At 26.5% G+C, this 19,304-nt stretch carries 15 protein-coding genes; 2 read left to right on the top strand and 13 right to left on the bottom strand.

What is annotated here, in order from left to right; translation table 11 throughout:
- The 8 genes from BN358_RS00545 to BN358_RS00580 form a co-directional block, all read right to left on the bottom strand.
- Positions 1 to 474 (bottom strand): hypothetical protein (locus BN358_RS00545; RefSeq protein WP_040581823.1); only part of this gene is annotated, 474 nt, incomplete at its 3' end.
- A 49-nt stretch (positions 475 to 523) separates the two neighbouring features.
- Positions 524 to 1,849, bottom strand: a complete 1,326-nt coding sequence (locus BN358_RS00550) for a DNA/RNA non-specific endonuclease (protein WP_232233015.1) — start codon at positions 1,847 to 1,849, stop codon at positions 524 to 526.
- Positions 1,850 to 1,971: 122 nt separating this feature from the next.
- Positions 1,972 to 2,346: a hypothetical protein gene (locus BN358_RS00555; protein WP_019227226.1), complete on the bottom strand. Its 375-nt coding sequence runs from the start codon at positions 2,344 to 2,346 to the stop codon at positions 1,972 to 1,974.
- A 627-nt stretch (positions 2,347 to 2,973) separates the two neighbouring features.
- Positions 2,974 to 3,153, bottom strand: coding sequence for a hypothetical protein (locus BN358_RS00560; RefSeq protein ID WP_019227227.1), 180 nt, complete (start codon positions 3,151 to 3,153; stop codon positions 2,974 to 2,976).
- A gap of 86 nt (positions 3,154 to 3,239) precedes the next feature.
- Positions 3,240 to 4,232 (bottom strand): macro domain-containing protein, encoded by a 993-nt coding sequence (locus BN358_RS00565; protein WP_019227228.1) that lies wholly within the window; start codon positions 4,230 to 4,232, stop codon positions 3,240 to 3,242.
- Between the two features lie 408 nt (positions 4,233 to 4,640).
- Positions 4,641 to 7,553, bottom strand: a complete 2,913-nt coding sequence (locus BN358_RS00570) for a nuclease domain-containing protein (protein ID WP_156804714.1) — start codon at positions 7,551 to 7,553, stop codon at positions 4,641 to 4,643.
- A 23-nt stretch (positions 7,554 to 7,576) separates the two neighbouring features.
- Complete coding sequence (locus BN358_RS00575) at positions 7,577 to 9,562, bottom strand: McrB family protein (RefSeq protein WP_019227230.1); 1,986 nt, start codon at positions 9,560 to 9,562, stop codon at positions 7,577 to 7,579.
- A gap of 54 nt (positions 9,563 to 9,616) precedes the next feature.
- A complete protein-coding gene (locus BN358_RS00580; RefSeq protein WP_019227231.1) occupies positions 9,617 to 11,737 on the bottom strand; it encodes a hypothetical protein in 2,121 nt (706 codons plus the stop codon).
- 326 nt (positions 11,738 to 12,063) lie between these two features.
- Here BN358_RS00580 and BN358_RS00585 point away from each other — a divergent pair, with 326 nt between their 5' ends.
- On the top strand, positions 12,064 to 13,257 hold the full coding sequence (locus BN358_RS00585) for a hypothetical protein (protein ID WP_019227232.1): 1,194 nt from the start codon (positions 12,064 to 12,066) through the stop codon (positions 13,255 to 13,257).
- A 62-nt stretch (positions 13,258 to 13,319) separates the two neighbouring features.
- On the top strand, positions 13,320 to 13,955 hold the full coding sequence (locus BN358_RS00590) for a hypothetical protein (RefSeq protein ID WP_019227233.1): 636 nt from the start codon (positions 13,320 to 13,322) through the stop codon (positions 13,953 to 13,955).
- Between the two features lie 617 nt (positions 13,956 to 14,572).
- On the opposite strand, the gene BN358_RS00595 is transcribed toward BN358_RS00590, so the two are convergent.
- The 5 genes from BN358_RS00595 to BN358_RS28550 form a co-directional block, all read right to left on the bottom strand.
- Positions 14,573 to 15,157 (bottom strand): recombinase family protein, encoded by a 585-nt coding sequence (locus tag BN358_RS00595; RefSeq protein ID WP_019227234.1) that lies wholly within the window; start codon positions 15,155 to 15,157, stop codon positions 14,573 to 14,575.
- 247 nt (positions 15,158 to 15,404) lie between these two features.
- A complete protein-coding gene (locus tag BN358_RS00600) occupies positions 15,405 to 15,896 on the bottom strand; it encodes a hypothetical protein (RefSeq protein WP_019227235.1) in 492 nt (163 codons plus the stop codon).
- Between the two features lie 18 nt (positions 15,897 to 15,914).
- The gene (locus BN358_RS00605; protein WP_019227236.1) at positions 15,915 to 18,047 is read right to left on the bottom strand and encodes a DEAD/DEAH box helicase; all 2,133 of its coding nucleotides are present in this window, start codon (positions 18,045 to 18,047) and stop codon (positions 15,915 to 15,917) included.
- A gap of 667 nt (positions 18,048 to 18,714) precedes the next feature.
- Entirely contained in the window at positions 18,715 to 19,248 is a 534-nt protein-coding gene (locus tag BN358_RS00610; protein ID WP_019227237.1) for a hypothetical protein, read from the bottom strand.
- Positions 19,241 to 19,294, bottom strand: a complete 54-nt coding sequence (locus BN358_RS28550; protein ID WP_368730803.1) for a hypothetical protein — start codon at positions 19,292 to 19,294, stop codon at positions 19,241 to 19,243. Before BN358_RS28550 ends, BN358_RS00610 begins: the two co-directional genes overlap by 8 nt.
- Between the last annotated feature and the right edge of the window lie 10 nt (positions 19,295 to 19,304).

A 19,304-nucleotide genomic window follows, 5' to 3' on the forward strand; every position in this document is an offset into this window, starting at 1 on the left:
AGTCATGCTTTCTGCTTTTTCAGGACTATATTGGAAAATAACAATATCCTCTTTTGCGTCTTTCTCTTTTTTTGCAATTAAGGTTCTCTTATATTCAACTACGTTAGGATCCTCTGTTTCTACTTTAGTTGCAATACCGTCTGATATTTCAACCTTACAATTCTGAGCACCGGTAAATCTGTACATGACTGTAATTTCATTATCTTCACCACTTCCCTTATCTGTCAAAGTCATGCTACCGATTCTAACATAGCAAGCCTTACCACCCGGAAATTCTTTTCTTTGATTACCATAAGACCAGTCACTGTCACTTCCCGTTGAATAAGAAACACCTGTATCAACAGCATACGTAGCATCAAAAAATCCTTTTTTATCATCTTTTTCTTCTTCTGTTTTACCACATCCAGTAAGTACAACAAAAAGCATTAATCCTACAACTACGAATCTCATAATTAAATGTTTTTTCTTAATCATAACTTTATCCCCTCTCATAAATATTATTATTTTCTAAGGTGCAAATGTGTTATTGCACATTTTGTATTATTTTATTAACCAGTCCATCGCCAACATCATAGGAAACATTAAAACTTTTTGGTCTATGGGACAATCCTTCATATGTTACTTCGATTGAAGGTTTGACTTGTTTGCCTTCACTTATGCTATTTGCCCACAAATTTTCTATTATCTTATATTCTCCTTTATTAATCTTCCCGCCCATTGGAACCATATTAGCCAATGAGTTATCACCATAAAACCTGTCAGCTATAATATGACCTCGCTCATCCCCAGGGAGCGCATATCCCTTTCCAATATCTTCTATAGATTCATCAAAAGGCATAAGCATTCTCCCTGTCGAATCTGTTTTCAATTTCAATGGTTGTTTAGCAACAGCTTTTATTATCCTGCCATATTTATCAGTATCATATTTAAAACCATTGAGGTTATAACTTATATTCGGCATTAATTCTTTATTAATCCGGTATATTTGTCCAACATCATCTGTTTTATATACTTGAGCAGCTTTATCAGTTCCTAACTTTAAATAAGTATTTGAGGGCAATCTATTCTTAGCTATTCTTATAAGATCGTCAGAATTTTGGCCAATTAACTCCCGACCACTCTTATCAAACACCCTTACTATTGTTTCTTTTGAACCATCAATTTGAAGCCATATACCATCTTTTTGATAGTAAGCCTTCCCAACTGTACCTGTCTCATCAACCACAGACCCATCTGCTTGAATCTTCGCCGACTTGCCACCAGCAAATTTCAAACTTTTAGGCATTTTAAAGTTCTTGGAAGCAACTTTTAATACTGAGGTAATCGCTCCCCACATGTATCCATCTGCAAACCCTTCGATTGCATATTTTTTTACTGCTTTCTGTGTTGGCTTTCCATCCTTGACACAATTAATAACTTCATTGATTGCTGCCACCATGGATCCACCAATAAGAGCATCTTTTGCAACCGTAACAGGTGATCCAAATACAAAATAAGTAGAACCTCCATAAACATGATTGACAACTCCAACTGCAATAATAATAGTTGTTCCAACAGCAAATTTCGAAACAACCTTTGCCCAGTCAATATCATATTCATTTATATCTTTCGGCAATTGTGCAAGTATTTCTTCCTCGGTAGTTTCTCCTACAATTACTTCGATAATATAGGCTTCGCTAATGATATCTTCATTTATTGTGAATTCATAAAGTTCATCTTCATATATCATATTCTCCATGATATACTCTTCTGTTATCTTTTCTTGATCAATATATTTCACATTGATGAACTCTTCCTGAATAACATTTTCTGTAATTAATGTAGATGAAGAATCTTTTGTTCCACTCACACTTGAGCATCCAACAATAGATTGGGTACACAAAATAAATATCAAGAATAATGATAGGCATCTATTAAAACGAACCTTCATCAATTAGCCCCCTTTATTGCAATTATTGGCTTTTATATCTGTCATTCAATAATAAGTTTCACGAATTCTTTACCATCTTTATGTATGCTTTTGTTATATACATGTTTCCCGATTATTCCTCGTAATTTAAGGATATATTCTATATTGATACTTGCAAATTCGAGATAACATATCTGAGATTCCATAATATTCAATTCTTTATAGAAATCTGAAATATGTACATAGAAATGATCTAATATATCTTCTAATGGATACTGCGAGATAACATCCGCTGTTTCCCCCTCTCCAAAATCTGGTTCTTGCTGAAAACATAAACTGGTAACAAACTCGTTACCTTTTCTATATATTTTGTTGTCTATTTCCTCATAGTCACCAAGGAAATATTTCTTCGCATCATAATTTTGAACATTCTTCAATCGATACACCTCTTTTTTATAATATATCCCAGGCATGGTATAATATTGCAATTAAATTATATAATATAAACTGATGTTTTTCAATCGAAATCGCTTTTCTATTTACTATGACGACCTCCATAGTAAGCGCAAGTACACAATTTGCATTCGAATTTGAAACGCCAGCATCCTTCATTGAATACGTAGCTATTCTAGGCCATATCTTTGAGAATATTTTCAAATTTATTTAACAACTTGTCTTCATTAAATATCTTCTAAATTACTCACTATATAACTTAAATAAAATACAATTGCTTAATTTTTTCAAACATTATCATCAAATTTCAATAATAAACTTTTAAATATTCCTTAGAATTTCTAAGATCTTATAGTGATAAGAAAGTTATATTAGGGAGGTATTCCATAATATAAAAATATAGATATAGATATTGATATGATAGTATTCGTATTAATTAATTCAGCTAAGAGAGATTCAAATAGTATATAAATTAGAATTGCTCTCCCTACAATTAATAAACTCCTCGATTTTGAGGAGTTTACTAACATTTCTACTAATTGGTATATAGACGGACCGCACCATTTTATACTTCCAATTTATATTTCGGTTTATAGCTATATTTTAGTAGTTTAGACATCGCTATTTTCATCTTCAATTCCATTACTGTCTAAGTAAATATTAGAAAGTAATTTTGTTATTTCAAATGTAGTTTTTCCAGCTACTACACCTAACCCAAGTAGAAATAATTCTTTTTTACCTAAGCTTTTGCTAAGATCCTTTATTAATTCAGTAATAGTTTTTTCATTCATGACCCTTCACCTCTTATTTTTTATTCTTAATTACAATATAAGAATATCAAATTTCAGAAGTCATATGGTCACTTGATAAGAGACAATTAAGCTCCAAGAGTATTTTGATTTAAAGAAAACAAAGTAAGGTTTATTTCATATATATTATAGTTTTTGTTTGTAATATAATACTCAATTATAACGTCAAATAAATAGCTATGAGACAAAGCATAACCAGCACTTTCAAGTAAATCCTTTGTTTCCTCAAGAGTTAACTCTAATGCAATAGAAAAAGCGATTACTGTAGATTTACTTGGTTTATAATTGAGATCGCTTCTTATTTTAGAAAAAGTCCTTCGATCAATATTTGCTTTCTTATATGTTTCAACATCATTAAGCCCTTTTTCATCAATTAACTTCAGGAGCTTTTGAGAAAAAGAATCCCCTAAGCTATTTAATACCACATCTATTTCTATTTCAATTTTATTTTTTTTATGATATAAGTTACCTATAGCACCTGACACAAACCATGAAGAATAAATAGATGTACCATGAGACAATGTATTTTCTTGAACATTATTATCGTCAATAAATTGTTTAATTGAACTAAAAATTCTTTCGCTAATTAAAAGTGAAGTTTTATCATATATAACTAAATATATTATAATTTCATTATCCAATAAAAATTCATTAAAACATGAAAGAGCTACTTTTAATGCCTTATCTTTTGGATATCCAAAATTGCCAGAAGAAATAATTGGAAATGCTATCGACTCAAAATTATATTGTTTTGCTAACATTAAACAATTATTATAACAGTCACTAAGTAGCTTTTCTTCATTGCTATTACCATCTTTCCAAACAGGTCCTACAGTATGAATAATATATTTTGCGTTTAATTTATAAGCCTTAGTTATTTTAGCATTACCAACACTACAATACCCTATTTTTTCACACTCTTTCTGTAATTCTTTTTTACCAGCAGCTGTAAATATTGCTTCACTTACCCCTCCTCCAGCTTTTAGGTATATATTGGTAGGATTTACGATAGCATCTGCATGAACTTTTGATATATCATTTCTTATTAACTGTAATGGCATAGCTTCCTCCAACAAATTTTACTAACAATTTTCTTTTTACTCGATACTATCAAAATTACATCCATTATTGTGTTAGATAGTATAATAAGAAGAATTAACAGTTTACATTAATTGTAATTGATAATATGCTATATACTTAGCCATTCATTTAATATCCCTTCATGAAAGTCATGATATCAAGCTATTTACTCTTTAATTCATTTTGACAAAATTCTAATTCTGCTTGTTCTTTCTATTCTATTAGATCAATACATACACATATTTATCAGCTTCTCTGTAGCCTTTTTCTGATGATCTTAAATATTTTTATATTTTTATATTACAATCTTTCCTACAATATCTTTCTTCTTCCTCAAGAGGTCCAAATTTAAACTTCCTGACTGGCCTTTAAAGAATCGCAATATAATATTAAAAAAAGTCAGATATAAAACTATCATACGAAAAATCTTCATTAATATTGTTATTTACAAATTCCTCTAAATCTTCTGGCCAATCATTATCTATAGTTAAATAATCATATGAGCTATAAGTGCTTGAGTCAATTCCTACATCACTTTTGTTATTATCAATATCTAAACATTTAGGACATACTACATACCAAGGATTATTTGACCTTTTATCAGGTGAATGGTAGTTATATAAATGTTTAATAAGATTATGGCCATTTCTATAGCAGTGGTTTTTAACCCAAAACTCTCCACAATTATTGCAAATATAATGATACTTATCAAATCCTCCTTTAGTTGTTTTAGTTACTTTCCTTATTTTATTATCAGATTGTACTACTTCACCGCAATTCCAACAATAATCGTATAATTTTAAATGATATTCTAATAACATTTTCATAAAAGTCTTAAAATTTACTGTTTTTGTCGGGACAAAAGAAAAAGATCCAAATTTATGATTTGGTGTTTTATCCCATTCAAGATCTTTTGCTAATCTTTCATCCAAATATCCCCCAAAATAAGTCCATTCTTCATGCAAATCAGGATGTATTATAAAAGAAGAAATAGGTTCATTTGTGGTGTGTTCAAACTTTTTAATATAATTATCAATTGCAACTTCCTTAAGATCTTTTACCCACTCTTTTTTACCTTGTTCATAATAATTTTTATATTTAGCATCAACATATGCTATTTTTGTTTCATTATTGTAATTAAATTTAAACATATAATCCGGTCTAAGCGGATTTTTATCATTTGCATAATATACTTCTTTATTATAACCGATAGTAAGTTGCAATAAATCGTTATCTTTTATTAAATGATATAATTTAACTTCAAAACCATGTAGCATATTATAATTACTTGCATTGAGATATTTATTAAGTTTATCATAAATTTCATCTAAATTTTCTACTTCCCATCTTTGCTCTTCAATTAGAACTTGTATCATTTTAAAATAACACCAATATTCATAAAGACTATGCGAGTTTTTTACCGTAAATTTCAAGCTGTTAAATTCACTAATAAAGTTAATTTTGGAGTCCAATTCTTGTATGTTTCTCCAAATAATATTATAATCAGGATCATTAACAAAAATTTGTGTAGGTTTCCAAGGAGAAATTATATCCTTAACTTCCTTAAACACATCTAACTTTAATAATGACATTATCACATGATGGATATTATCGAATTCCTTGTCCTGACTTTTAAAAATACTTTGCTTTGTTTTTTCTATATCAGATTTTTTTAGAATTGATTCCACAAATGATTTTTCTTCATTTTTATTATTCAATTCCTTTTCCAATTCATGAAACGCAATATTATCGACATGAAATAAAAGTGTTTTTATAATATAATCTTTATCGTATGAAGGAACACACTTACCATTTATTGAATATATATTAGTCAGTTTAATATTATATTTTTTTACAGGTGCACTATATCCTGGAAGAATGTCACCGCCAAGTGGATCATTTCTTTCGTAAGAGGCTAATATAGATTTTGCTTTAATTGCAATGCTTTTTTTCTTCTCATTATTAGCAGCATAAATACATTCCAATAGAAATACTATTTCGTTTAATTTACAAGTTTCTAAACTCATTTCTATTTTTCTTCCACAGAATTGCGCATTAACAGTCTCATCTTTAGTCTTATACTTATACACGCCATTATTTAGGTCTAAATCATAAACACCTTGTTTAAAATAACTCTTTATAATTAAGCAACACTTACTATTTCTAAATGTTAGTTTAATATTTTTATCAGTGATATCCATATTTTTGCATATACTAAAGTCTATATCGATATCTCCTATAACAATATCATTATAAATTTGCATTAGAGAATTTATTTGTTTAATATAAGTATCTTTGTAATAATCAATTTTCATTTCTAATTTATGTATGTTTAAATTAAATTCGTCTAATACATCTTCAAGTCTTTTGTTATACTTTTTTTCAGTAAAATGCTTAATATTTTTAAATTCATTTTCTCTTATGTTCACTTCATCTTTATATGAAGTTCTATAACTTTCAATTTTTTCTTTCAATTTTAATAATGCGTATTTTATGACTCTATTCTCATATATATCTGTAGTTTCAATATTTGTTAGGTTAGAATATTTGTTTTTAAATGGAAATAATGATTTTTCTATCAATGTTCTTGATTTAAATTTCTTTATTGAAGTATAAGAATCTCTTGTCCAACTTGAAAAGAGGTTAACAGCTGGATTATCATTAATTCGTTTCATAGAATTACTAATATTATTTAAGCAATTCCTTACACTGTCAATTCTATATTCCCAATTTCCTTTAAATGCAACTTTTGCTTTGTTATTTATAACTAAATCATCTTTTATTCTTAACAAATCATTGATCATAAAGATATAGTCTTCATATGACATCGAAGAAGGTAGAACCAATATAGGAGGTGAAATATATTTTAATATTCCAGAACTATTAAACACATCTATAAAAAAAACTCCTGAAGTATCCAACCCAACAGGTATATATTCAGTCTTTTTATCATACTGAATCTTACCATTTTTAAATTTTGTTTTTGAAGGATCATAATAAATATTCCATATTTCATCATATTTCAAGGAATAACATGAATCCTCATCTACACCACTTCTAATCTTTATATTATAATCTTTACATTTTTCATTTTCTGCAACGTCAAATAATTCAAATCCTAATTGATATATAGTTTGTTGACTGTTATTCCCTCTGTAGTGTGTATATGTGTACCAACAGTCTTTATCATCATCACCTAATTTTGTACCTTCTTTATAAAATTTCTCATCTAAAATTGTTATTTTGTTTATCGAAAATTCGTTATCTATATTAATTGATGGTCCTTGCTCAATATCAATCATATGAGCCCTAAGTCTCAATTTAATCACCGCCAATATGTTAATATATGTTCTTGTGTGTAATACTTCTCCATTTTATAAAATATCTCTTTAGATATTAATGTTTCTTTTAATTTTGCTTTTAATAAACTTACATTTTTATCATCATTATTTTCAATATTCAATTTTATCTTTGGTAAAATCATACAAGAAACTATATAATCAAATAGCTCATTATTATTTTTTATAATTTTGCTTCCTATAATTTGTTCTACTTGATCATCGAACCTATTATTTAAATATACATTAAATCCCTCAAGAACTTTTTTTATGTCATCTAATTTCTTCGAAAATTCTGAATCTACAATATTCCTTTCTATTGTAAAATTACTTGAACTTAAATTTAGATTTTTACTATACTTTTCTTTATATTTTTCAATATTTAATTTAATGTCATTTTCTGTTTCCTTGCTATATTTATTTAATTCAATTACAAAACTTCTATCTACTACTTTTGGACTAATATCTTTAGTAGTTTCATCTTTATTTATAGTTCCAACAAATCTTATATTATCTGGAATTTCAATGCTTGAAGGGTATCTTGTAAGCATATTCCATTGCCATTTAATTTTATAATGCTCTTGAATTTCTTCTTCACTAAAAGTTGAAAAAAATTCACTAATAGTTAAACTATCATCTATGTCTATATTCTTTTTTATAAGCTTATTAATTTTTTGATTTATTTCTTTTTTAGTTTCTTCGTAGATATATTTACTATAAAGTTCTATTATCCTATTTTTTGACTGCAATTTACTTAAAAATTCTGAAAAGTAATATTCCACGTGTGCTAAATTCATTTCATCAAGACAAATAACATACAATTTGTTTGGATTAAATTTAGCGTCAATAATTGTATCTAAAAATGGAGTAGATACATATGTTTTCTCAATTGGGTTATAAAAACCTAACAAGTCTTGATTATCTGTCCAATTAGGCTGAACAGAAACCATCTTACATTCTGCTGATATTGCTTCTGAAAAACCTTCAACCAAACTTGACTTACCTGATCCCGGCTTCCCGCATAAGATTATTATTTGATTTGTACACAATGCTGAAAGAAACATTTCAATTATATATTTATCATAAAATAAGCCCTTATTTTTCCTAACCCCTAAGTATTTTTGAATATATTCAGCTTGCTCTTTTTTATCAAGATTTGCATCGTCATATTCAATTTCACTTGGTTTTTTAATAGTATTGAAATTTGTATCAAAACCAAAAGCATCATATTTTTTTGCAAGTTCTTCTAATTTTTTAATTTCAGTTCTTTTTTTATTTATTTCAAAATCTATTTCAGAAAATTTTTCTTTTCTGATTTTTTCTAAATCTATATCTACTCTCTTTTTTTCATTAACAAACTCCTCGTCAAACATTGAAGTTAAATCAGATATTTCATTTTTTTTATAATTAATATCATTATTCAACTTTTCAACTAACTCATAATTACTTGTAATTTCCTCTAATATCTTTTTGTTTTCATCATAAAACAAACTTTCTATATCTTCACAAAATACAACGCTTTTCTTTGAATATTCGTTAAATATTATATCTTTTAAATTTATATTTTCAAAAATATCTAATAATGATTTAAAATCATATAATAGCTTAATTGATTTTTCATCCGCTACAATTGGTTTATTCTTTTCACTATCTTTATCTTGTTCTGGTTTATTATTACTTTGAACATCAAATTGAAAAACAACCTCATCATTATATTTAAAGATTTTATTTATAGTATCAATATCTTGAGTTTTGCAGTAAACATAGTCTATATCTTCAATTTCAAACGGATTTTCAATATTATCATCATCTAAATTCCTTATATCATTAATAAAGAAATATTGCTTTCCCAAATCAATTTTTCCAATTCTACCTTTCAAAACAGATTTATCAGTATTCCATAATGTATTAAGCTTCTCTAATTTTGTATTTTTATCCCACTCTTTATACTCTGAATAATCAATATAAATCATATTTTCCCCTTCCTCTTTATTGCGTATTTACTAATTATATTTTTCAATTTATTATTAATAAAATAATTCTTCTAATAAATCACTATAGTTACTTTCAATAGCTAAATGGTGCCACTTTTCATATAATGATTTTACTGGCCTGTAATCGAGCTCAGAACTTGCTTCTTTCAAGTCATATATCAATTCTTTTTTTTGTTTATTAGCTTCATCATTTTCATCATTCAACATCAAAGCTAAAATGTAATTAGCTCTTGCGGAAGTTCCGATCAGCCATGAAACATTATATTTATTTTCATCAGTAGCACCTAATTTTACAGCTACAGTAAAACATTCTTTTGCCTTTTTTATATTTTTCTTCTGTATGTATATTCTCCCTAAAGTAATTGCCAACATATGTGTAGGGTAAATTGTACCACCTAATAATTGTTTACTTTTCTGATCAATAATCGTATATAATTTCTCATAATATTTATACTGATCATCATTAACATCTCCATTTAAAATACTTAAACAAAATTTTAAAATAGTCATCCAAGAAAATAATGAGCAATCATTTTCTACGCAAAATTGAACTATGGAATTTGGAGCGCATCCTAATCCTTTTGCTAAATATTCAATCGCTAATTCTCGATTATTTGCCCTTAATTCAATCTCAGCACGAAGAAAATACTGTCTTTTTTTATCTTCATCCAACATAAAGTTGCTAATTGATAAATCAGACATTATACGAGCCTTTTGAATCATATCTTTATTTGTTGCAGACCAATAATAATATGTTCTCGCTAAAGAACCGCATAGTTTAGCTTTCTGAACATAATATGTATTTGATTCCAAATATAATAAGTTTTTAATTTTATTCATATTCTCAATTAATAAATCTGCAACTGCAAGTGACTCTTCTCCACATTGTATGCTACTTTCAAAATCACATAAATCCTGATAATTTACTATTTTTCTGTTAACATATATGAAATACAAATCGAAATTTTCATGTTTACTCAATATACCTGGTAACAAAATGCTGCATTTATCTAAATATTTTTTTGCATTAAGTTGTTCACCCATGTGTGTATACACTGTCACAATAAATAAATATATATTAATTTTATATTCATTACATTGAGTTTTATTAAGCTTTAAAATATCAACAAATTCTGCAACTCCCTTTAAAATTTTCAATGCTAAATTATACGCAGCCATTTCTCCAATAATAGAATGAATTGTAGTATAAAAAGCCTGAAATTGCCAATCCTTTGCTTTATCAGTCAGATTATTAAATCCATCTCTTATCAAGTTAAGATATTTTTCATCTATATCTTCTGAAAAAATACTCGGAAATCCAACACCATAATTTCCTTCTGAAATATATTTACGTATTTTAATCTTTGTTCCATTTTCATATATACTATAAATTCTCGTTTTCTCATCAAATATATTTCTAATAATATTACCACAACTTATGTTTGAATTTTTATGATATGCTTCATCATAAATAGAATAATTTTTACCAAAATACATACAGCAAATATAATCGCTAAGAACCAAATAATCATTACTTTTATCAGAATCCATCTGAATTCTATAATTTATTTTGTTTTTATTTAAATTAAGTTTTGCCATCGCAACAATTAAACGTTCTTTAATATGTCTCACATATTCATACTCATTAATATAAAAAATATTATTTATTTTTCCTGTATTATAGGACTTTTCAGTATCCAATCTTTTGCCTATAATTATATTAATGTTTATGTTACCTACGATTGATAAATCAATCAAAAGTTGTACTATGCCTTCTGCCAATATGTTCAAATAAGTTGTATTGGTGTCAATGATTGAAAGCTTGTATTCATTTTGAAAAATTACAAACTCGCAACCTGTTTTATAAATCCTTTCAAGTATTTCAGTTCTTGCCTGAGCTCTGATACTTTTAGGCAATTCCATAGCATGTCTGAAATCACACTTTTTACCATTTGTTTTGATATATTCATCTATTGCATCATGATATAATGGATTGCTTTTTGTATCAATTCTTATTTTCTTTGGATCAATGGTTTGATATAAATTTTTAGTGCAAAGTAAACCACCTACCAATGATGGAGTTTCCTTATTACAATTCTCAATTTCTTGAAAATTTCCACTTTCATCTAACCACAAATAATATTCATTTTCCATAAAATTTCCTCATGCAATAAGATTTTTACCAAGTTATAAGGTATTATCGTTTTTTTACTTTTTACAATATGCATTCTAAACATAGCGTATATTTAGCTTCATAATAATGTCAATTACTTTAATGCTTGAATCTTCACGTATTTTCATTCTATCTTGTATTGCAAACGTTATATTGATAATATCACCAAAACATAGAATTGTCAAAACTTGTAACTACTTTTTGATAATAATTGGATTATTATGCCTTATTAAATTAACAAAAATAATTGTAAAATATTAGCAATTATCATATAATATTTATAATAAATTAGGAGATGAAAAAGTTTATGAAAGAAAATCTAATAGAAATAAAATTTTCTGATTACTTTAAAGCTACATTACCAAGATATAAAAGTATAAATGATTTAAATAGGAAAAAATCATATTATCTTTCAAATGTACACGATAAATTAGATAACTACATTAATAATATAAATTTTTCAAATATTCCTAAAAATATTTTAGATGATATATTAGTTGTCGATTTACAGAAATATGATACAATGATTGATATCGATGGATCTGAATATGATTGGAGCGGCGACAAATATTATGAGCCAGTAAGAACAACGTATGAAATTGAATGTCTTGATTGGTATACTAAAAAACTTACCGCTGTTAATCATATTATATTTGATGATATATTGGATATTGAATCTTCTATAATATATAATTTAATTGAAATAACACCAATTTCTGAAATATCCGTTGAATATCTTCGCTATTATTTTTGGCACAAACCTTGGACAATTCAAGACATTGATAAAACAGAGGGGAAGATATTTTTGGATAAGATATATAATAAATTTAGTAAAAATATTGCTATAACAAATGGCGGGTATGAAAAGTTTATATATACATGTGAGCTGCTTAATGAATCATACATGGTTATAGATAAATTTGAAAAACACAGGGATATAATATCACTGCACTATCAATATTTAAGCGAACAAAAACCTAATAAATCTAAAGTTTTACTACAATCACAGTTTGGAAGCCCCTTATATCAAAATTTAGAAAAATTAGAAAAGCAAATGCCACACAGATTAATTACTCAAAATGAGAATCCAAGAAATTTTAATAGCTATACTGGATTCTTGACATTACTTGAAGAAGGGCAATCTAATTTTGCAAATGTTAAAAGCTTAGGTGGTAACGATATTACAATTGGTACTATTTTTAATTATCCTTTAGCATGCGAAATATTTATTAGAGCAAAAATGAAATTAATTAATCGCTATATTAAGCATGATGATACATTATATTATTTAATTAATGAAATTAAAAGTGGTATAATTCAATACCTAAAAAAAGATGTAACAGAAAATGAAAAAAATATCTTTTTAATAGAAATGGATAATATAAGAGAAATTAGAAATTATGGAGGACATACCAGCAAGAAAATTCCTATTGATAAAGCACAAAAGATTATTGATTTAGTTTGTAGTGCACTTAGAAAAATTGACGATTACTTTATATAAATTAATGTGGTAATAAGTATTGTTAAAAATAATTAGATTAGATAAAGCAAAAGAGGATAAATATGGGTGATATTCAAGTTATATTTGAGGTACCAGAATGGGTTGAGAAAGGATTAAATAATGGAGATTACAGAATATTCGGAGGTGTAATAAGAAACGCTAAGGGACAAATAGTACACCATTTAAAAAATGGAATATGGGAATCATCTAAAGATGATATTAAAAATGCAGCTGAAGCTATTAAAAATGCTCCTGGTAAAACCAAAGTCATTGCTATTGTAGGAGTTGGTTGTGTTGCCTTATCAGTATTAGGATATGCTTCATATAAAATAATAAAAGATAAAAAATCATTAAAAAAACTCAATAAGTTTAATGACACTTTAAAAAACTATATAACCGACGGGATTAGCGGAACTTTATCAGCGGATAAAATTATTGAGTTTACAGCATCATGTAATGAACTAATTGAAGTATTGAACAGAATAAATATTAGTGAAATCGAAGTTAATGAATTTAATAATCAACAATTTTCAGAATTGATAAACTCAGTGAGAGGTTATACAGATAAATTAAATAAAGCTTATAAAACTAATAAAATTGTTCCTGAGAGAAGTAATGGCAATACAATTAAAAGTAATATTATCGATTTAAGAAAATATTTAGAAATTCAAAGCGAAATTTATTCTATTAGCTTATAGGAAAATAAATTAATGAAATCAACTAATAATCCTTTCGGCACTCTAATATGGGTTTTAATGAAATATCTTTATAGACTCTTCTTTACTTAAAAATAAGTTTAGTCGTAAAAGGTTAATTTTGAGACCATACTACATGGAGGAAATTGCTTATAGAAATTAACTTTTGAGGAAAATAAGCAGGTTACTAAAAAATCATAAGGTATATTATGTATCTTATGTATAATTAGTATACCTTAATAAAAAATAGTATACTTTCTTATAAATGCAAAGTTAGAATATTTGATAAATTAGCTTTAAACAAAAGAGAAATTTGTTGAGGTATTGGTTTGGTGTAGGTTTTAAAATATTTTTTATACTGTACTGCTATCAACATATCATAACCCTTTACTACTTCAAATAACAACTCATGAGGAATATTTATCTTTGCCCAAATTTGTAATACATCTATAATAACAAATTTCTGATTTCTTCCTCATAATTAGTTTATTTAAAAAAGGTTATTGTTGTTATTTTTTAATTAATAGCCACCGCAACTTATTTGATTAATGGAAACTCAACTTAATCTTTCAGTATTTTCTATTTTCTTCCTCAAGAGTTTTCATTAAGGTGTAAAGAATTTAATTTATTATTCTAATCATCTTTCTATACCTAACTTCCCTCAGCAAAGTTGACTTGCTTATTCCAGTCATTTCAGAAACTTTATTATAGCTATTGTTGGATAATAACTCAACTGCATGATCTAATTGTGTTTTAGTATATTTTTTTGGCCTACCTTCTTGAAATCCAGATTTAGCCTTAGCTATAGCTTTTCCACTCTGGGTTCTTTCAACTATCATTGCTCTTTCAAATTCTGCAAATGCAAGAAGGTTTGTAACAATTAATCTACCCATAGGGGTATTATCTATTAGTCCCATGTTTAGTATATGTATTGAAACGTTCCTCGGAAGAAGCATATCGATAACTTCTAACCCTTCCTTCGTATTTCTACAAAATCTATCCAGCTTAGTTGCAACTAATATATCACCATCATTTATCTTATTTAGTAGTTTATTAAAAATAGGTCTGTCTGTTGTAGTTCCTGAAAATTGTTCTGTATAGATTATTGCATTTGGATACCTTTCTAATATTTTATTTTCTTGTTCTTTAAAACTGTTATTATCCAATTGGCTTTTGCTACTTACTCTTGAATATCCATATATCATTTTTACCCTCATATTTGAACATAAGATATGACACCGTTTTTTTGTTCATTTTATCATGCATTAATAACGGTGTCAATACTTTTAAGTTTTGATTATAACGCAGTAATGGTTGCTACTACCAAGCCCCATAACGGTCTTTCACCGTCAAGCTGTTGCCCAACACCCATGCTACATACAGTAAAAATTCATCAAAATGATGCTTTTTTACTGTTTTTATAAAAACTTAACAAATATTAAGAAACAATTTTTAATAATCAAATACATCGTTTAATTTAAAAACTATTGTCTTATCTAAGTTTAATGTATTAAGATTACATTTTTTTGAACCTCTTGTATTCATTTTTAACCCTATATATTCAACAAATCCATTTATATTTTTTATTAATTCTTGTGTTTTTTCTTTATATCCAAGCTTTTGAAGTAGTATTTTATACTTAATATTAAAATAATCTGTATTATGCGTATAGTATAATTTTAATTTGACTACTCTAAAAAAACTCTCGAAAGTGTTTATTTTATTTTCTTTAACATAGGAATTACAATCATACAAGTTTTCAATTTGATAGATTACATTTCTTATTTTTTTAAAAAAATTTTTCTTGTCAGTTCTAAGTTGCGGCTCTAATAATGCATACCTCATCTCCCAAATCATTGTTAAGATACATTCTTCTTCTTTTATTTTTAAATTTTCATGAATTATTAACATTGCAATATCAAACGCTGTATATAAATAGCTCATTTTTAAACCACCTTAATATTACTTATGATTTTCACAAATAAGTATTAAATTTTCTGTTACAGCTGCTCCTTCAGATAATAAGGAAACAATTTTAAACAAATCCTGTCTTAAAGATTTTTTTTTGCATATTGCACAACAATATTTTCCTTCCTTATCCACTGCTCTTGCATAAACTTCTTCTTTTATTTGTTTATAATATTTAGGATATAATTCTTCTATTTTATTTAATGATATTCCAGTTGGAATTGATTCTTTTATATATAAATCAGGTTGTATAATTTTATTTATCTCAGTATTTAACTTACTAACGAAAAACTCCTTATTTTCAAAATATATATTAATTATTTCATTTACCCATAAATTATTAATATATTGTTTTCTATCCTTATAACACATATCCTTATCAATAATTTCTTTTGCATATTTCTCCAAATTTAATATTTCACGATCTGCATCCTCTATTTTATAAAATGAAGGTGCAGTTTTTTCAATAGCATAAAACTTAATCAAATTAAAAACATCGTTTTTAATAAAAGTTATCATATTATCATTGAAATATCTACTGCATTCATTATAAATTTCATTAAGAACTACTTCATCAATATTTTCTGTTATATTATATTTGATTGCTATATTTGGTAAATTAGCAATAAGATTTTCATAAGATATTTTTGTGTCGCTAAATACAAGTATTTGGTAATTCATTTCTATTTTATTTATTTTTAAGTTATACATGCCTATAGGAATTGTTTGAATGAATTCTATTTCTTCTAATACAGTAGTATTTATGTTATCATCAACACGTTTTGCGAATTCTTTTAATATTTTTGAGTTAATTAACTTGAATTGACTCTTTTTATATTCATAATCAAATCTATTAAACTCGCCATCCGCAATTAAAGTTTCTGGGTTTACCCAATTAATAGCATTTTTCCACCCATCTACGAAATTTACAATATTAACAAAAGATGTACCACCTGCTTTAATTCCTCGTAAACCTCTACCAATCATCTGGATCATTAAAATTTTGCTCATTGTAGGTCGTGTTAAAAATACAGTCTGAGTAGCAGGTAAGTCCGCTCCTTCTGTTAATATATTTACATTAATTAACACATTTATATCACCATTTTTAAATGCTTCAATCCTTTTGGCATTTTCCTCAGATGAATTAACTATATCAGTAAAATAATCTCCAGATATAATAAAATCTGCTTTTATGCCATAATCTTTTCCATGCTTATCGAATAAATCCTTTAGGACTTTTGCATGGGTTCTATTCATAGCAAAGACTATTGTTTGTCCATACTTCTTATGATTTTCTAAGTATTTATTAATAATAATTCGATTACGTTTACTATTATTTACAATTTCAAATGCAATTTTTTCTGGTAAGACATCAAAACTTTGCATTAATTTAATAGCATTTATATCAATATTTTCATTGAAGAAAATATTTGTTTTGCATGTTTCAAATATAGGAGTTGCAAGTATTTTTTTCTTTATTAAATTTTGTAAATTTACGTTATATAATATACCATCAGTAAAAATTTTTCCAAGCAATTTATTTTCTTTTTCTATTGATCTAATAGGTGTTGCTGTAATTCCAAGTATTTTTATTTTACTTGAAAACTTCATTAATGAGTCAATTATTTTTTTATAGGTTTTTGCTACTGCATGATGTGCTTCATCAATTACTAAATAAATTTGCTCATTATTAGCCCATTTTTCTATTATGTTTAATTTATTTATTAAACTATCTTTACTTACAATCAGTATATCATCACTCATATTTATGTTTTCAGGATTATCAAATCTCGATGATATTAATCTGATATTAAAACTTTCTCTATTTGTAATAATATCAGAATAGGCATATTTTTCGAATGCTACTGAAGCTTGTTCTATTAAAAAATCTCGGTGACAAATCCAGATTAACTTAAAATGTTTATTTATTGCTTGAGTACTGAGCCAAAACGCCAATATATCAGTTTTTCCTCCACCTGGTGGGTAAGAAATAATATAACTAAAGTTTTCTTTTCTGTTAGCAAAATTTAATTCTTGAATTGTAATCTCTTGATGTTCATAAAAAACAACTGTTCTTTTACCATGCTTTACCTTTATCTTTTTAACATTTATATTATTCTTAATCATTATAACTCCTTTACTTATGCCATTAACAAATCTACTCCGTCATAATAATTTATAAATACTCATTTGTCAAATCTAAATTTTGGTATATTAATGTTAAATATTGTAATATTGATGTAAGGGAAATTCTGTGGCATAACAAAAACCCCTTGATTTATTAATAATATTTTCTTAAACCACTTTTAGTTTACTGATTTTAGTTCAAAATAAATAAAATGTATAATCATACTATTACAATTAATATTTATATATATAGTATTGAAAATTGCCAAAAAAAATATTTGATAATAAAAATAAGCCAGTAACTCTTTCCTACTATTTATGTTAGACTAAAATAGATCATCTGGCTTTCTATTAGCAAAAGTATAACTTAAGATTTTTCAAATAAACGGTAAAACAATGTAAATGGCCTTGATAATATAGGAGTTAATTTTATAAAGATGTGAGCTATATTTACTTATAACGCAACAAATTCATATATTTACCCGCCTAAAATTAGGAGACAACTCAAGGATAAAGTAATTATAAAATGCATGCTATTCGGTTCAATAACATGCACTTTATGTTTATCTTATTTATTTGATTTGAATACATCATCATAATTATATTAGAACCATAGTAATGATTAGCTAATATTAATACCTTTTTAATCATCTAATCCTTAATCTTATCATTCATTCAGCCTTATCACAATTGTATCATCTAATTTAATTTCCGAGATATCACATTTCTGATATTCTCGTAGGTATGTTACAAGCTTCAAAGCCTTCAATGATTTTTTAATGTTATCAACTAATTTATCAGTTCTTTTTTTATATCCAAATTCTCTAAGTAATGTTCTCAGTTTAAACCTTACATAATTTACGTTTTCTGTATATGTCAAGCGTAACTTAATATACCTGAAAAATGCTTCAACCATATCATCTTCGTTGTTATGCTCAGTTATTATGTATATGCTGCCTATTTCCTCTAAAACTTTATTTATGTCATGCATTTCAGAGTAAAAACTTTCTTCTTCATACTGATGTATTAGCTTAGAAATCTCTTTTATATATCTGTATTTATCATTGCGATAAAGCGGATCTAATATAGTGAATCTGTCTTCCCATATTGCATCACGAATTTTCTTTTCATCAGAAATAGTAAAGTTACTAAAACTAAAATATAAAGCTATATCACATGGCTTATAAAGATATTTACTCATATTTATCACTCTTTTTCATATTGCATGTTCTGCAAAGTAATTGCAAATTTGCAACC

The sequence above is a fragment of the Sedimentibacter sp. B4 genome (assembly GCF_000309315.1).
GTDB classification, from domain to species: Bacteria; Bacillota; Clostridia; order Tissierellales; family Sedimentibacteraceae; genus Sedimentibacter; species Sedimentibacter saalensis.

Excerpts from the sequence above, each read along its gene's own strand:
- BN358_RS00585 (WP_019227232.1), top strand. The coding sequence starts at position 12,064 with ATGAAAGAAAATCTAATAGAAATAAAATTTTCTGATTACTTTAAAGCT.
- BN358_RS00605 (WP_019227236.1), bottom strand. The coding sequence starts at position 18,047 with ATGATTAAGAATAATATAAATGTTAAAAAGATAAAGGTAAAGCATGGT.
- BN358_RS00610 (WP_019227237.1), bottom strand. The coding sequence starts at position 19,248 with ATGAGTAAATATCTTTATAAGCCATGTGATATAGCTTTATATTTTAGT.
- BN358_RS00575 (WP_019227230.1), bottom strand. The coding sequence starts at position 9,562 with ATGATTTATATTGATTATTCAGAGTATAAAGAGTGGGATAAAAATACA.
- BN358_RS00560 (WP_019227227.1), bottom strand. The coding sequence starts at position 3,153 with ATGAATGAAAAAACTATTACTGAATTAATAAAGGATCTTAGCAAAAGC.
- BN358_RS00590 (WP_019227233.1), top strand. The coding sequence starts at position 13,320 with ATGGGTGATATTCAAGTTATATTTGAGGTACCAGAATGGGTTGAGAAA.
- BN358_RS00580 (WP_019227231.1), bottom strand. The coding sequence starts at position 11,737 with ATGGAAAATGAATATTATTTGTGGTTAGATGAAAGTGGAAATTTTCAA.
- BN358_RS00600 (WP_019227235.1), bottom strand. The coding sequence starts at position 15,896 with ATGAGCTATTTATATACAGCGTTTGATATTGCAATGTTAATAATTCAT.
- BN358_RS00595 (WP_019227234.1), bottom strand. The coding sequence starts at position 15,157 with ATGATATATGGATATTCAAGAGTAAGTAGCAAAAGCCAATTGGATAAT.
- BN358_RS00570 (WP_156804714.1), bottom strand. The coding sequence starts at position 7,553 with ATGATTGATATTGAGCAAGGACCATCAATTAATATAGATAACGAATTT.
- BN358_RS00565 (WP_019227228.1), bottom strand. The coding sequence starts at position 4,232 with ATGCCATTACAGTTAATAAGAAATGATATATCAAAAGTTCATGCAGAT.